Annotated in this window: 17 protein-coding genes and 1 riboswitch; of the genes, 8 read left to right on the top strand and 9 right to left on the bottom strand. The window is 67.7% G+C overall.

All coding sequences use genetic code 11. From position 1 onward, the window contains the following. Window positions 1-75 precede the first annotated feature (75 nt). From ACSYS9_RS03165 to ACSYS9_RS03145, 5 genes are all read left to right on the top strand, one after another. On the top strand, window positions 76-1797 hold the full coding sequence (locus ACSYS9_RS03165) for a penicillin-binding protein activator (RefSeq protein ID WP_049462856.1): 1722 nt from the start codon (window positions 76-78) through the stop codon (window positions 1795-1797). Continuing rightward, window positions 1787-2155: a YraN family protein gene (locus ACSYS9_RS03160; RefSeq protein WP_177179500.1), complete on the top strand. Its 369-nt coding sequence runs from the start codon at window positions 1787-1789 to the stop codon at window positions 2153-2155. The genes ACSYS9_RS03165 and ACSYS9_RS03160 overlap by 11 nt, the downstream gene beginning before the upstream one ends. 110 nt (window positions 2156-2265) lie before the next feature. Further along, complete coding sequence (locus tag ACSYS9_RS03155; protein ID WP_049462854.1) at window positions 2266-2985, top strand: metal-dependent hydrolase; 720 nt, start codon at window positions 2266-2268, stop codon at window positions 2983-2985. Then, the gene (locus ACSYS9_RS03150; RefSeq protein WP_049462853.1) at window positions 2982-4367 is read left to right on the top strand and encodes an FAD-binding oxidoreductase; all 1386 of its coding nucleotides are present in this window, start codon (window positions 2982-2984) and stop codon (window positions 4365-4367) included. Before ACSYS9_RS03155 ends, ACSYS9_RS03150 begins: the two co-directional genes overlap by 4 nt. Before the next feature lie 341 nt (window positions 4368-4708). Beyond that, the gene (locus ACSYS9_RS03145) at window positions 4709-4894 is read left to right on the top strand and encodes a hypothetical protein (protein ID WP_032128040.1); all 186 of its coding nucleotides are present in this window, start codon (window positions 4709-4711) and stop codon (window positions 4892-4894) included. Window positions 4895-5124: 230 nt separating this feature from the next. Here ACSYS9_RS03145 and thiL read toward each other — a convergent pair whose 3' ends face one another. The 5 genes from thiL to ACSYS9_RS03120 form a co-directional block, all read right to left on the bottom strand. Next, entirely contained in the window at window positions 5125-6087 is a 963-nt protein-coding gene (gene thiL, locus ACSYS9_RS03140; RefSeq protein ID WP_080355242.1) for a thiamine-phosphate kinase, read from the bottom strand. A gap of 120 nt (window positions 6088-6207) precedes the next feature. Then, window positions 6208-6687, bottom strand: a complete 480-nt coding sequence (gene nusB / locus ACSYS9_RS03135; protein ID WP_049462852.1) for a transcription antitermination factor NusB — start codon at window positions 6685-6687, stop codon at window positions 6208-6210. Then, complete coding sequence (gene ribH, locus ACSYS9_RS03130; protein ID WP_005408061.1) at window positions 6684-7151, bottom strand: 6,7-dimethyl-8-ribityllumazine synthase; 468 nt, start codon at window positions 7149-7151, stop codon at window positions 6684-6686. Before ribH ends, nusB begins: the two co-directional genes overlap by 4 nt. A 170-nt stretch (window positions 7152-7321) precedes the next feature. Beyond that, window positions 7322-8422: a 3,4-dihydroxy-2-butanone-4-phosphate synthase gene (gene ribB / locus ACSYS9_RS03125; protein WP_049425006.1), complete on the bottom strand. Its 1101-nt coding sequence runs from the start codon at window positions 8420-8422 to the stop codon at window positions 7322-7324. Next, window positions 8419-9045 (bottom strand): riboflavin synthase, encoded by a 627-nt coding sequence (locus tag ACSYS9_RS03120; protein ID WP_049462851.1) that lies wholly within the window; start codon window positions 9043-9045, stop codon window positions 8419-8421. The genes ribB and ACSYS9_RS03120 overlap by 4 nt, the downstream gene beginning before the upstream one ends. A gap of 74 nt (window positions 9046-9119) precedes the next feature. Further along, window positions 9120-9265: riboswitch (FMN riboswitch) on the bottom strand. A 187-nt stretch (window positions 9266-9452) separates the two neighbouring features. Here ACSYS9_RS03120 and ACSYS9_RS03115 point away from each other — a divergent pair. From ACSYS9_RS03115 to ACSYS9_RS03105, 3 genes are all read left to right on the top strand, one after another. Next, the gene (locus tag ACSYS9_RS03115; protein WP_032128042.1) at window positions 9453-10073 is read left to right on the top strand and encodes a hypothetical protein; all 621 of its coding nucleotides are present in this window, start codon (window positions 9453-9455) and stop codon (window positions 10071-10073) included. 152 nt (window positions 10074-10225) lie between these two features. After that, on the top strand, window positions 10226-11110 hold the full coding sequence (locus tag ACSYS9_RS03110; RefSeq protein ID WP_049462850.1) for a hypothetical protein: 885 nt from the start codon (window positions 10226-10228) through the stop codon (window positions 11108-11110). A gap of 134 nt (window positions 11111-11244) precedes the next feature. Continuing rightward, window positions 11245-11640 (top strand): hypothetical protein, encoded by a 396-nt coding sequence (locus ACSYS9_RS03105; protein ID WP_049462857.1) that lies wholly within the window; start codon window positions 11245-11247, stop codon window positions 11638-11640. A 35-nt stretch (window positions 11641-11675) separates the two neighbouring features. On the opposite strand, the gene ribD is transcribed toward ACSYS9_RS03105, so the two are convergent. The 4 genes from ribD to ACSYS9_RS03085 form a co-directional block, all read right to left on the bottom strand. After that, window positions 11676-12761, bottom strand: a complete 1086-nt coding sequence (gene ribD, locus ACSYS9_RS03100) for a bifunctional diaminohydroxyphosphoribosylaminopyrimidine deaminase/5-amino-6-(5-phosphoribosylamino)uracil reductase RibD (protein WP_049462849.1) — start codon at window positions 12759-12761, stop codon at window positions 11676-11678. 131 nt (window positions 12762-12892) lie between these two features. Next, window positions 12893-13414: a transcriptional regulator NrdR gene (nrdR, locus tag ACSYS9_RS03095; protein WP_004143350.1), complete on the bottom strand. Its 522-nt coding sequence runs from the start codon at window positions 13412-13414 to the stop codon at window positions 12893-12895. A 149-nt stretch (window positions 13415-13563) separates the two neighbouring features. Continuing rightward, the gene (locus tag ACSYS9_RS03090; protein WP_049462848.1) at window positions 13564-14013 is read right to left on the bottom strand and encodes a hypothetical protein; all 450 of its coding nucleotides are present in this window, start codon (window positions 14011-14013) and stop codon (window positions 13564-13566) included. A 27-nt stretch (window positions 14014-14040) separates the two neighbouring features. Further along, window positions 14041-14460: a hypothetical protein gene (locus tag ACSYS9_RS03085; RefSeq protein ID WP_049462847.1), complete on the bottom strand. Its 420-nt coding sequence runs from the start codon at window positions 14458-14460 to the stop codon at window positions 14041-14043. Window positions 14461-14503: the final 43 nt, after the last annotated feature.

The following is a 14503-nucleotide window of genomic DNA, read 5'->3' as shown; positions in this document are numbered from 1 at the left end:
GGTACTCACGGGGCAAGGGTAGAATCGTAGCGTGTACCCGGCCAAGGCCGCTGCCCTCATCGCATGGACCCGATCATGAACAAGCCCGCCGCACGGATCTCCGCCCTGTCGCTGTCGCTGATGCTGCTGGCCGGTTGCGCCACCACCAGCCTGACCAGCACGCCCGATTCGCCGGCCCAGAGCCAGGCGCTGGCGCTGATCGAACAGGGCAAGCCCCGCGACGCCGCGCTGCAGCTGGAAGGCCTGGCCGCCACCCTGCGCGGCGGCGCTCGCAGCAATGCGCTGGCCGACGCGGCCTGGGCCTGGCACCTGGCCGGTGACAGTGCGCGCGCGCGCAGCCTGCTGGGCCAGCTCACCGCCCGCCAGCTGTCCGGCGCCAGCCTGCAGCGCTACCAGCTGACCGGCGCCGAGCTGGCACTGGCCGACAAGCAGCCGGCGCAGGCCCTGGCCCTGCTGAAGGACCACGGCGACAACGTGCTGCCGGCGCTGCGTACGCGCTGGTATCTGGCCCGCGCCAACGCGCTGCAGGGCACCGGCGATGCCTTCGGCGCCGCCACCGAACGTGCACGCGCCCATGCCAGCCTGACCGGCAGTGCGCGCAGCGAGAACCAGGCCGCCATCTCCGGCCTGCTCGGTACCCTCGACGACGCCACTTTGCGCAGCCGTGCCGCTGCCCTGCCGGCCAACGATCCTCTGTACAACTTCGCCGGCCGTGCGCTGATCGCGCGCGGCCTGCCGCTGCCGCGCCCGTTCGACCGCGATGGCGCGGCCCAGTTTGATACCAGCAAGCGTCCGCCGGCGATGAGCGACGGCTACCGACCGCCGGCCAAGCTGGCCGTGCTGCTGCCGCTCAGCGGCCGCCTGGCCACCGCCGCGCAGCCGGTGCGCGACGGCCTGTTGAGCGCCTACTACGGTGAAAGCCGTCGCCGCCCGGACATCAATTTCTTCGACACCGCTGGCACCCCGGCTGGTGCCCTCGCCGCCTACGACAAGGCCGTCGCCTCCGGTGCCGACTTCGTGGTCGGCCCGCTGGGCCGCGACGGAGTGGACGCCGTGTACGGCCGCCAGCAGCTACAGGTACCGGTGCTGGCCCTGAACCGCGGCAAGGATGCACCGCCGGCCGGCAGCGCTGGTTTCTCGCTGGCACCGGAAGACGACGGCATCGTCGCCGCCGAGTACCTGCGTGGCCGCGAGCGCAACCGCGCGCTGGTGATCAGCAGCAACGACGACACCGGCCGCCGTTCCGCCGCCGCCTTTGCCCAGCGCTTCGCACAGCGCGGCGGCCAGGTGGTGGCCACGGTCAATGTCAGCGAAGCCGTCGGCGATGTCGGCGCGCAGGTGCGCAATGCCGGTCAGGTCGATGCCGTGTTCCTCGCCGTGCGCGCCCCGCAGGCCCGACTGCTGGCGCCGCAGCTTGCGCTGGCCGGTGCCGGTGGCGCGACCCGCGTCGGCACCTCGCAGCTGACCGTCGGCAGCGGCAAGGTGGAAGAAGACGTGGCGCTGGACGGCATCGTCTACCCGAACGAAGCCTGGAATGTGCGCAGCGTGTCCGGCCTGCCGTCGGCCAGCCAGGTGGCCAGCGCGCTGCCCAGCGCTCGCGGCGCCGCTGGCCGCCTGTTCGCTTTCGGTGCCGATGCCTGGAAGATCACCGCCTATCTGGACAAGCTGTCCAACGAGGGCGGCCTGGACGGTGCCACCGGCACCCTGTTCCTGGACAGCAACGGCAACATCCTGCGCCAGCCGGCATGGTCCACCTTCAATGGCGGCCGGCCGATGCCGATCGTCGGTGGTCGCTGAGCGCAGCCAACGTGGCTCGGCGGTGGAAGCCGCCGCCGAGCAGCACCTGCAACAGGCCGGGCTGCTGCCGCGTGCGCGCAACGTGCGTTATCGCGGCGGTGAACTGGACCTGGTGATGGATGACGCCGGTACCGTGGTGTTCGTGGAAGTGCGCTATCGCGCGCGCTCCGATTTCGGTGGCGGCGCCGCTTCGGTGGATGCGCGCAAATGCCGGCGCCTGGCGCATGCCGCGCAGCTGTACCTGCAGGACAACCCGGCACTGGCCAATGCGCCCTGCCGTTTCGATGTGGTTGAAGCCAGTGGTGAACCGCCGCAGCTGCGGTGGCTGCGTGATGCGTTCCGGCTGGATGACTGCTGATGGTTAACGTCCGCTCTGGTAGAGGCCGAACTTGGTCGGCGCCTCTGTGCCAACCATGGTTGGCACCTACCAGAGCGCAGCCTGGCCGGCACGACCACGGTGCGTGACTGATGCCTTCGATCATCACCCATGCCGCTGTGCCGTTGGCGCTCTGGTGCGCCGCTGACCGTGGCCGCATCCCACCGCGCCTGCTGGCGGCCGGTGTGATCGCTGCGATGCTGCCCGATGCCGACGTGCTGGCCTTTGCACTGCATATTCCCTACGCCGATGCGTTCGGACATCGTGGTGCCAGCCATTCGTTGCTGTTTGCGTTCGTGCTGGCGGCGTTGGCCGCGGTGTTGGCGTTCTTCGGTAGCCGCCGGCCTTGGTCGGCGCCCCGCAACTCCGGTAGTCGCCGACCTTGGTCGGCGCTTCGGTGCCAACCAAGGTTGGCACCTACCGAAGAGGCAATGGCACGCTCTGGTAGTGGCCGACCTTGGTCGGCGGTTTCGTGCCAACCAAGGTTGGCACCTGCCAAGGCAGGGCCAACGATGGCATCGACCCTACAAGCGGCGGTGTTCGTCTTCGTCTGCGCCGCCAGCCACCCGCTGCTGGATGCGATGACCTCCGGCGGCCTCGGTGTCGCCCTGGCCTGGCCATGGAGTGAGCAGCGCTTCTTCGCGCCGTGGCGACCCATCCGCGTTTCTCCGTTCGCGCCACAGTTCTTCAGCGCGCGTGGCCTCGCCACCGTAATGTCGGAACTGCGCTGGGTGTGGCTGCCACTAGCCGGCGCCGTTGTTGCCTGGAAACTGATCCAACCCGCTCCCGTTGCCCCACGAGATCCGTCATGAGTCCTGCCCTGCCTGCTGCCCTGGTTGCCGAACTGTCCGCCCTGCTGGGCGCGGAGGGCTGGCGCATGGATGACGGCGCGCTGGAGGCGAACGCGCAGGACAACTCATGGCGTCACCAGCGCCCGGCGGCGGTGGCGCTGCCAGCCGACATCGAACAGGTGCAGGCTTTGGTGCGGGCCTGCCGTGCGCATGGCGTGGCCCTGGTCGCACGTGGCGCTGGTACCGGCACCACCGGCGCGGCGGTGCCGCTGCCCGGCAGTATCGTGCTGTCGTTCACCCGCATGGACCGCATCGTCGAGATCCGCGCCGGTGACCGTTGCGCGGTGGTGCAACCGGGCGTACTCAACGGCGCCCTGCAGCAGGCGCTGGCCCCGCATGGCCTGTTCTGGGCGCCGGATCCATCCAGCGCCGAGATCTGCAGCATCGGCGGCAACCTGGCCTGCAACGCCGGTGGCCCGCGCGCGGTGAAGTACGGCACCAGCCGCGACAACGTGCTGGGCCTGGTTGCCGTTACCGGCACCGGCGACGTGATCCGCTGCGGCGGTGCCTACACCAAGGACGCCACCGGCTATGACCTCACGCATCTGCTGGTAGGCAGCGAAGGCACGCTGGCATTGATCGTGGAAGCCACGCTGAAACTGACCCCGCTGCCGGTCAGCCAGGCCGGCCTGCGCGTGCTGTACCGCGATGCCGATGCCGCCGCGGCCGCCGTATCGCGATTGATGTCGCAACCGGTGGTGCCCACGCGCCTGGAATTCATGGACGCACGCAGCCTGGAGCTGCTGCGGCTGAATGGTGCCGACGTGCCGGAGGCCGGTGCGATGCTGCTGGTCGAAGCCGATGGTGACCACGACACCCTGCCCTACCTGCTGCAGGCACTGGCCAGCGCTGCCGAAGGCGACGGCATGATCGAGCTGGACGTCGCGATGGAAGGCCGCGCGCGTGACCAGCTATGGGCCGCACGCAAGGCGCTGTCGCCGGCGCTGCGCAGCGTTGCCCCGGGCAAGATCAACGAAGACGTGGTGGTACCGGTATCGCGCATTCCGGAACTGGTGGCCGGCGTGCAGGCATTGGCACGCGACTACGCGCTGACCATCGTCACCTTTGGCCATGCCGGCAACGGCAACCTGCACGTCAACATCCTGTACCACCCGGACGATGCCGACGAGAACGCGCGCGCCCATGCCGCGCTGCCAAAGATCTTCGAGCTGACGCTGGCGTTGGGCGGCACGCTGTCGGGAGAACACGGCATTGGCCTGGCCAAGCGAGATTTCATGGCGAAGGCCTTCACCGCAGAAACGCTGACGACGATGCGAGCGATCAAGGCCGCGCTGGACCCGGACGGCATCCTCAACCCCGGCAAGGTGCTGCCGCCGGTGTAGTGCCACTGCCAATGTGTTGACGACGACCCGCAGGAGCCCTCCCCAGCTGGAGGCGTCGCACTGTACCCGCTACGGACCTTCACGCTGCCAGCCGTCAACTGAAGCTCCATCCGGTGTCCAGTGTGCTTTGCAACTTGTTGCATGGGAAAACTGCTCCTTTGCCAGGAACATATCGCCAACAGCACCACACAGCTCTGACCCACACCCGTCGTGAGCGCCAGCTGCCTGGTCCAGCGAGCCTGCAGTGACAGCACCATCGGCATCTCTGTGAGCCGTTGGCAACCGCCGAACGGGTTGGGTCGAAGCAACAGCGCCCACGCCCTGCGAACAAGGATGCCGAGATGTACAAGCCTCTCTATCCCCATGTCATCACCACTCTTGGCGAAGCCGCTGCGCGCCTGCCACATGACCTCGCGCCGATCCTGGAGCAGGCCCTGGCCGCGGTCAACGATGCGCGGTCGCTGGCAACGGTCACGTGTGAGTCCTGCCTGCAGCAGCGTCGCGGCAGGCAGCCGCAGGCTGACTGAGTACTGGATGTGCAGTTGCAGGCAGCTTAGCGACATCTGCAGAGCCGAGCCCATGCTCGGCTGCCATGGGGCACATCGCGATGAAAGCCGCGCTTCGCGCGTGAGCCGAGCGTAGGCTCGGCTCTGCAGCGTCGATGTCATCCAGCAACCGCGCACCGATACGGCAGCACCCGGTCATGCCCGGCGGTTTCAGTCGCGTGGCAGCGCCGGGCCATGCCCGGCGTCATCAATCAGACGAAGTGCTGGTATCCGCCGTCGGCGGCTTCGCCATCCACGTGCACGCCCTGCCCTTCGGCAATGCGACCGATGCGGGTGAGCGGCACGTCCAGCGATTCGGCCAGGTAGTGCAGCGCGTCGCGCTGGTCGGCGGCGGCGGTGAAGCACAGTTCGTAGTCGTCGCCACCGCGCAGAGCGCAGTCGCGCGCGCCATCGCGGCCGAGCAGCTCACGCAGCGCGTGGGAGATCGGCAACGAATCGGCATCGACATGTGCGGCCACGTTGCTGCGCGTGGTGATGTGACCCAGATCGGCCAGCAGGCCATCGGACACATCCACCGCCGCGTGTGCGAACGCACGCAGGCGCAGGCCCAGGGTCACACGCGGAGTCGGCCGCAGCAGACGCAGGCGCAGGCTTTCGTAGTCGGCCAGCAGCGTGGCGGTGGCGATGCTCAGCGCAGCTTGCTGCCACAGGCGCAGCGCACCGGCGGCATCGCCGAGCGTGCCGCTCACCCAGATGTCATCGCCCACCTGCGCGCGGTCGCGACGCAGCGCCTGGCCACGTCCCACCTGGCCCATCGCGGTCACCGACAGCGACAACGGACCACGCGTGGTGTCACCGCCGATCAACGCGATGTCGTGCTGATCGGCCAGGGCGAAAAAGCCATCGGCGAACGCATCGATCCAGTCTTCGGAGGCTTCCGGCAGCGACAACGCCAGCGTGCACCACGCCGGGCGCGCGCCCATCGCGGCCAGGTCCGACAGGTTGACCGCCAGGGTCTTCCAGCCGATATCGAAGGCCGGGGTTTCCACCGGGAAGTGCACGCCGCTGTTGAGCGTGTCGGCAGTGACCACCAGTTGCTCATTGGCACGCGGCTGCAGCAGCGCAGCGTCGTCGCCGATGCCGAGCAGGATGTCGTCGCGCTCGAGGGTACGGGCGCGGATGCGGTCAATGAGGGCGAATTCGGCCAGGGACATGGGGCGTTCCCGCTGTTGTACGTGCCGCGCGGTGCGCGGTGGGCGGTAGTGCCGGCCGCTGGCCGGCAACCTCAGGATCCCTGCAGCTGCCGGCCAGCGGCCGGCACTACCACAGGTGGGTCAGTGACCCGATTCGACCTTGCGCCATTCCACGGCGGCACGATCCAGCACGCCGTTGACGTAGGTATGGCCATGCTCGGAACCGAAGCGCTTGGCCGATTCGATGGCTTCGTTGATCACCACGCGGTACGGCACGTCCAAGCGGTAGCGCAGCTCGTACGCCGCCAGGCGCAGCACCGCGCGTTCGATCGCGTCCACTTCTTCGATGCCACGGTCCAGGTACGGGCCGAGCGCTTCGTCGATGTCGCGGCGGTTGTCGAGCACGCCGTGCAGCAGTGCTTCGAAGTACGCCAGGTCGGCGATTTCGCGGGCCTGCTCGTGGGCGAACTGGGCGATCAGCGACTGGGCGTTGCCGCCGGAGATCTGCCAGGCGTAGACGGCCTGCACAGCACGACGGCGCGCGCGCGAGCGCAGCACCGGATCGACGCCATCACGGCGGACGGGTTTACCGGAGGGCTTGCCCTGGGTGTTCTTGTTCATGGCAGCTGCTCCAGAAGATTGACCATTTCCAATGCGGCGAGTGCGACTTCCTCGCCCTTGTTGCCGTGGCTGCCGCCTGCGCGGGCCTCGGCGTCTTCAACGCGTTCCACCGCCAGCACGCCGTTCAGCACCGGCACGCCGAAGTCCAGCTGCACGCGCATCAGGCCTTCGGCGCAGCGATCGGCCACGTGCTCGTAGTGGCGGGTATCGCCACGGATCACGCAGCCCAGGGTAAGGATGGCGGCGTGTTCGTGGGCGGCGGCCAGGCGCGCGGCCACCAGCGGCAGTTCCCAGGCACCCGGCACGCGGATCACGTCGATGTTGGCTTCGGTGATGCCGTTGCCAGCCAGGCTCTGGCGGGCGCCAGCGACCAGCGTGTCGGTGATGCGGGCGTTCCAGCGGCTGGCCAGGATGGCGAAGCGCGCCGATTCGGGAGTGCGAAGATCGCCTTCGAAGTGGCTCATATGCGGCTTGGGGGACTCGATAAGGGGGTAATTCTAGCGTGGATGGGCCCCGGCCGTGGCCGATGGGGGCCCGGGGCGTGCCGACCAACGGTCGCCACCCACCGGTAGTGCCGGCCGCTGGCCGGCAATCACGGGGACTGCGGTTGCCGGCCAGCGGCCGGCACTACCCATTACAGGGTCACCGTCTCCACCACTTCCAGGCCGTAGCCGGCCAGGCCGATCTGGCGGCGCGGGGTGCCCAGTACGCGCAGCTTGCCCAGGCCCAGGTCGGACAGGATCTGTGCGCCAGCACCATTGCGGCGCCACTGGCTCACGTCCTTGTCCTTGCCCGGTACCACCGGCGCCGGCTGCTGCCGCAGGCGGGCCAGCAGGGCCTCGCCGTCGCGCGGGGCCGACAGCACCACCATCACGCCGGCGCCTTCGGCATCGATCGCGCGCAGGGCATCGGTGGCAGCCACGCCGAAGTCATCACGGCGCCAGTGCAGCAGGTCGGCCAGCGGGTTTTCCACCTGCACGCGCACCAGGGTCGGCGTTTCGGCATCCGGGGTGCCGCGCACCAGGGCGAAATGCACGTCGTGGGCGATGCGATCGCGGTAGGTGACCAGCTTGAACGGGCCGAACTCGGTCTCGATCTCGCGCTCGTCCACACGCTCGACGGTCTTTTCGGTGGCCAGGCGGTAGGCGATCAGGTCGGCGATGGAGCCCATCTTCAGACCGTGCTCGCGGGCGAACACTTCCAGTTCCGGGCGGCGTGCCATGCTGCCATCCGGGTTCAGGATCTCCACCAGCACGCCGGCCGGTTCCAGCCCGGCCAGCATGGCCATGTCCACGGCCGCCTCGGTGTGGCCGGCGCGGGTCAGCACGCCGCCCGGCTGAGCGATCAGCGGGAAGATGTGGCCCGGCTGGTGCAGGTCCGACGGCTTGGCGTTGGGCTTCACCGCGGTACGGATGGTGTGCGCGCGGTCATGCGCCGAGATGCCGGTGGTGACGCCCTCGGCGGCCTCGATGCTGACCGTGAAATTGGTCTGGAACTGCGCGGTATTGGCCTGCACCATCGGCGCCAGGCCGAGATCGGCGGCGCGGGTGCGGTTCAGCGGCAGGCACACCAGGCCACGGCCATGGGTGACCATGAAGTTGATGTCGCTGGCCTTGACCAGCTCGGCGGCCATGATCAGGTCGCCTTCGTTCTCGCGGTCTTCGTCATCGACGATGACGACCATGCGGCCCAGGCGGATGTCTTCCAGGATTTCCGGAATCGGGGCGAAATTCATGCTGCATCTCCATGCGGGTGCTGGCCGTTGGCCGGCACGCTGATCAGGCGTTCGACGTAGCGGGCGACCAGATCGATTTCAAGATTGACCGCGCTGCCCACGCCTGCGGCGGAGAAGGCGGTGTTGGCCACCGTGTGCGGGATCAGGGCGACTTCAAAACCTTCATCGTCCACTTCGTTGACGGTGAGGCTGACGCCGTCCACGCAGATCGAGCCCTTCTTGGCGATGTAGCGGCGCAGCGAGGCCGGCGCTGCGAAACGCCAACGCTGGGCACGCGCGTCTTCGTGGATGGACAGCACCCGGCCGAGGCCGTCGACGTGGCCGCTGACCAGATGGCCGCCGAGGCGGTCGGTCGGGCGCATGGCGCGTTCCAGGTTGATGACCGCACCCTCGCCCAGCTGGCCCAGCGTGGTCAGGCCCAGGGTCTCGGTGGAGGCATCGGCCTGGAAGCTGCTGGCGTCGAATGCGATGACGGTGAGGCAGACGCCGTTGATGGCAATGCTCTCGCCCATCTGCACGTTGTCGAACGGCAGAGTCCCGACATTGAAGGTGAAGCGGACATCGCCGCCGATGGATTCGCGTGCGGCCAGACGGCCGACGCCTTCGATGATTCCAGTAAACAAGTAACGTTCTCCGCGAAAAGTGAGCGAAAAACGCCGCAAGGCAAACAGGCGCACGCAGGGCATGAGCCCTGTGGCACCGTCTTCTTTCATCCGGACTATGACCGTCGGCTCCGGCATTGGACCGGATCTGCTGACCCCCGGCCGTGGGCCGGGGCGCTCGCGGGCTCGTGCTTGCGCACCTACCGCCGGTGGGGAATTGCACCCCGCCCTGAAGACGTTTGTGTACCGGCGAACCGGCGTGGCTAGTGTACCAGCCCGTGCTGAACGGGGTCGGATGCCACAGCTGTGACGGCCGTCGCTCGCAATTTGTAAAACTTTCATTAAAATTCTGCCCCGGACGACATGAGGTCGCCACGGGCAGCCCGCTGGGCATGCCCGCCAAAGGACTGAAATTCACAGGAATTCCCATGCGCAAGATGCTGATCGTGGCCGCCCTGCTGGCCGCCGCCCCGCTCTCGGCTTCGGCCGACGCCCTGAGCTACACCTACGTTGAAGGCGGTTGGACGCAGGTCAAGGTTGACGACAACGCACTGGACGACCCGAAGGTCGACGGCGGCTACCTGCGTGGCTCCGTGGCCATCGCCGAACAGGTCTACGTGTTCGGTGGCTGGTCGCGCACCAGCAAGACCTATCACTACAGCGACGGTTCGCTGAAGGTTGAACTGAATCAGCCGGAGCTGGGCATCGGCTACCACATGCCGTGGACCGACCGCGTCGACTTCACCGCCGACATCGCCTGGGTGCGCCAGAACGCCGAGCTGACCGATCGTTATGACGGCTACAGCGACCGCTACAAGGACCACACCAACCTGGCCCGCGCCACCATGGGCATCCGCGGCAAGCCGTCGCGCATGACCGAAGCCTGGGCCAAGGCCGGTTACATGGACGGCGGCAACAACTACAAGGGCACCTGGGTCGGCACCATCGGTGGCCAGATCAACTTCACCAGGACCTGGGGTCTGGTGGGCGAGATCTCCGGCTACCGCGACGTCACCCAGTACTCGGCCGGCGTCCGCGCCAGCTTCTGATCCAGCGATCGCTTCTCGTGGTGCGATCGAACGGGCCCCGCAAGGGGCCCGTTTTTTTGGCCGGCATACACGACCACGTGACCCCATAGCGCCATCGAAAGCCCACGCAGATGCGCTAGGCTTGCGCGCCTCTGGAACAGGAAAACACCGTCATGAAGACCCCCACCCGTACTCTGCTGGCCAGCATGCTGCTGTGCGCCCCGCTGATCGCCACGGCCGCCCCGGCCACGCTGTCGCCCGAACAGGCGTTCGACCTGTATGCACGCACCCTGCTGGAAGACGACGCGGCCGCCACGCGCACGCTCAACGACGCACTGAAACCGGCATTCGAAGGCCAGGACGCCGTGACCCCGAACCCGGGTGCGCTGGCCAAGGCGCTGGCCGAACCCTGGCAGACCGTCCTCGCCAGCACCGGCGCCAAGGTCGACGCTGCGGCCACCGAAGCGCTGTATGCCAAGGCGCTGCGTGATTCGAAGTGCCGCGCGACCAAGAGCGTGATCGAAGACAACGAATACGTTGAAGACCAGAAGCTGGCACGGATCACCTTCAGCTGCCAGCTGCCCGACCTGGGCAAGGTGCGCCCGCTGTTCGCCGCCAGCCTCGCATCCGATGCCAGCCCGGCCTCGCGCAAGCAGTTCACCGATGCCTACACCCAAGCGCTGCAGAGTGGCGCGCGCGTGCCGGTCATCGGCACCTTCACCCTGTACCCGGCCAAGGACAACGGCTACTGGTACAGCGGCAACTTCGATGACCTGGTGGGCACCGTGGCCGGTGCGCTGGCACCGTTCGAGGACTGGATGCAGGACGCGCAGGCGGCCAACGCGCCGAAGGTGACCGGCGTACCGGGCTGCGACCTGTTGCTGCAGCAGCATCGTGCCTGCGTGGCGAAGGTCGCACCGGACCAGATCAGCGGCGTGGACGCCATGGCCGAGGAGCTGAAGGCCAAGGCACAGGTGCAGTCGGCCGATGAGATGACGCAGGAGTGCAAGGCACTGCGCCCGATCGCCGAGATGATGTGGACCGACGAGTGCGCGTGAGCCTCGTGTAGAGCCGAGCCCACGCTCGGCTCATTGTCGCCGACGACGAGGGCGGCCGCACTTTCAGAACCGTTGCATGGCCCTGCGTGGCCTGCATGGTCAATGCTGTTGCCCTCTTCCATCGGGGCAACCGCATGAAACACCGCACGACGTCGACCATGGTCATGTTGCTGACGCTGCTGGCGCTTGTGGCGTGCGGGCAAGCCAAAGCTCCCAAGTCCAGGATTACGACCTTCTCGGTCATCCCAGCGGTTGCCTTCGAGTCAACCCTGCTGAGCGACAGGCAGCTGGATGCGTGGATGAGCGAAGACGACGACTGCCACGCGTTCCTGATGTATCACGATCAGTGCGCAGTGCTGGTATTGCCGCATGAGTACGACGACGGTTTTACCCGTCACCAGCTGCGATTGAAGGCGAGGAAACTGCCGGGCGAGGCACTGGGCGCGTACTGCCGCAACCTGCATGGGCTGTGGAAGCAGCAGTGGAAGGGCCAGTGCCCCGTCGGCGAAGAAGACGACGAGGAAGCCTGACGACAAGGGCATCGCCCCTGCTTCGCGTCATTCCCTCACGGGCGCAGCAGCAGCCTGATGTCCTCACCGACCTGACGCTGGTCAACCACGCGCAGGCGGCGCTGCTGGTCCATGGCATCGATGCCGAGGCCAGCCAGCAGCGGGCGACCGGTATCGCCCAGCAGCGTGGGCGCCTGATACAGCAGCAGTTCGTCCACCCAGCCGCCGTGCAGCAAGGCACCGGCCAGCGTCGCGCCGGCTTCGGTATGCACCTCGTTGATGCCGCGTTCGGCCAGCAGTGCCAACACCGCGCCAAGATCGAGACGGCCGTCAACACTGGGCACGCTGGCGAATTCGGCATCGGCCGCATCCGGTGCACTCACTGCAGCATCGTGCAGGTACAGCGTCGGTGCCCCGCCCTCGCGCACGCGGCTGCATTCGAGCGAACGCAGGCGCGAATCGAGCACCACGCGCAGTGGCGGCATCACTTCGGTGTCCGCCAGGCGCACGGTCAGCATCGGATCGTCGGCCAGCACGGTTTCGGCGCCGGTCAGGATCGCACCTGCGCGCGCGCGCCAGTGCTGCACGTCTTCGCGCGCGGCCGGGCCGGTGATCCACTTGGAGCTACCATCGGCCATCGCGGTGCGACCGTCGAGGCTGACCGCCAGCTTCACCCGCAGCCACGGCCGGTTGCGCTCCACACGCGACAGGAAGCCCTTGTTGAGCTCACGTGCCTGCGTCGCCATCAGCCCTTCAGCGACTTCGATGCCGGCATTGCGCAGCAGATCGAAGCCACCCCCATCGACCTTCGGGAACGGATCGCGCATCGCGGCAACGACGCGCGACACACCCGCTTCGATCAAGGCCAGCGCACACGGCGGTGTGCGCCCGTAGTGCGCACAAGGCTCCAGGGTGACGTAGGCGGTGGCACCGCGCGCCTCGCTTCCTGCCTCGCGCAGCGCGAACACTTCGGCGTGCGGTCCACCGGCACGCTGGTGCCAGCCCTGCCCGACCACGCGTTCGCCGTGGGCGATCACGCAGCCGACCATCGGGTTGGGGCGGGTGGTGTAGGCGGCACGCTCGGCCAGACGCAGTGCGTTGGCCATGTGCAGGTGGTCGAGAACGGAGAACGGGGCGGTCATGCGGCCATGGTAGCGCCGTTGGTGGCGGTGTAGATCCACGCCATGCGTGGATGGGCGCCACTGTGCCAACCAAGGTTGGCACCCACCGAAGCAGATATCTGTGCCAACCAAGGTTGGCATCTACCGGGGCGTCAGCCCTTCTTCTTCTTGGTCAGGGCGATCACGTCGCCCAGCAGCTGCAGCTGTTCGGTACTGGATGGCAGGTCGCGCTCCAGCTTCTCGATCTCCTCGCGGAAATCGGCCACGTCCTCGAAGCTGCGGTAGACCGACGCGAAGCGCACATAGCCGACATGGTCGAGCTTGCGCAGTTCGTTCATGACGAACTCGCCGACCTTGATCGAGGGTACTTCGCGCTCACCGCTGATGCGCAGCTGATGGACCACGGCGCGTACCGCCGCTTCGATCTTGTCTTCGGCCACCGCACGCTTCTGCAGCGCGCGGTCGAAGCCAGCGCGGACCTTCCGCTGGTCGAATGCTTCACGGGTGCCATCGCTCTTGACGATGGCGGGCAGTTTCAACTCCACCGTTTCCATGGTGCTGAAGCGCTCGCCACAGGCTTCGCATTCACGCCGACGACGGATCGTCGCGCCGTCTTCGGAGACGCGCGAGTCGATGACCCGGGTATCGGCATGTTGGCAGAAGGGGCAGTGCATGGAACGCCTGGCTCAGGAAAGTACCTATTGCCACGGTCATGGCAGCGTCGCAAAGGTACCTGAGAAAGGGCCCCGCAGCAAATGCTGTCTGCGCGGAAGTGCCTGCATTTCGGCCGAACAGAACCGCCAGCGCGGTCAGCGCTGCGCGTTCAACCGGGTGCCGGCGGCGCCGAGGCCGCGCGCGCCCAACGCAGCCACGCCAGATGCCCTGCCATCACCAACAGCGGCGGGCCGAACCCGAAGAAGGCCAGGGTCGAGATCTCCCCGCGCTTGAAGGTGAAGTACAGCGTGGCGGCGACCACGCCCAGCGCGGCCAGGCTTCCCAGCGCCAGGCCTATCCAGGCGACAACCGGCGATTGGCGCAGGCCGGTAACACCGCGCCACAGGAACAGGCCGCTCAGCCACAACCACGACAGCAGGCCGATGATCCCGGCCGACGACCACAGCAGCAGGATCCTGTACTCGTCACCGGTCAGGTACTTGCCATCCCATACGACCATCAGACCCAGCACGGCACCCGTGCCTCCGGCGGCCACCGTGGGCAGGCCCACCAATAGGCCGGCAATGGCCATCCAGCGTTTGTGCAGACGCTCATCCATGCGTTCGGTTTCCTTCCCTGGGCCGCATCATCCGCAGCGTTTGATCCACACCAGCATCGCAGCCGGCACCAGCATCGACGGGCCCAGCAGCAACAAGCCGAGGCCTTCGCCGTGCACGGCGATGCCCCACCACAGCGCCAGCCCCAGCGGGGGCAAGGCGGCGAGACCGCCCGCCAGCAGCATCCACCACCAGAGGCGGTGCACGTGCAGCCCGGCACGCCCCTGCAACAGAAAACCCGCGCTCAGCCACAACCAGGCCAGGCAGCCGGCAATGCCGGCCAGGCCCCACAGCGGCATCACCGTTACCGAGACCAGCGTGCCATGACCAAACTGGCCCAGCCCCATCAGCAACAGCATCGTCGCCGCCGCGCCGCCCATCGCCAGGCTGGGCAGGCCGAACAGCACCGCCAGCGCGGCGTAGAGGTACTTGAGGTGGCGCTCATCCATGCGCGGTTGCTCCGATACCGGGGTCAGAGCCCTTCCCTGCGGG

It is taken from the genome of Stenotrophomonas sp. STK17_22, from assembly GCF_051983905.1.
Classification (GTDB): Bacteria; Pseudomonadota; Gammaproteobacteria; order Xanthomonadales; family Xanthomonadaceae; genus Stenotrophomonas; species Stenotrophomonas maltophilia_A.
The sequence above is the reverse complement of the archived record's forward strand: the minus strand, read 5'-3'. Positions and strand labels throughout refer to the sequence as shown.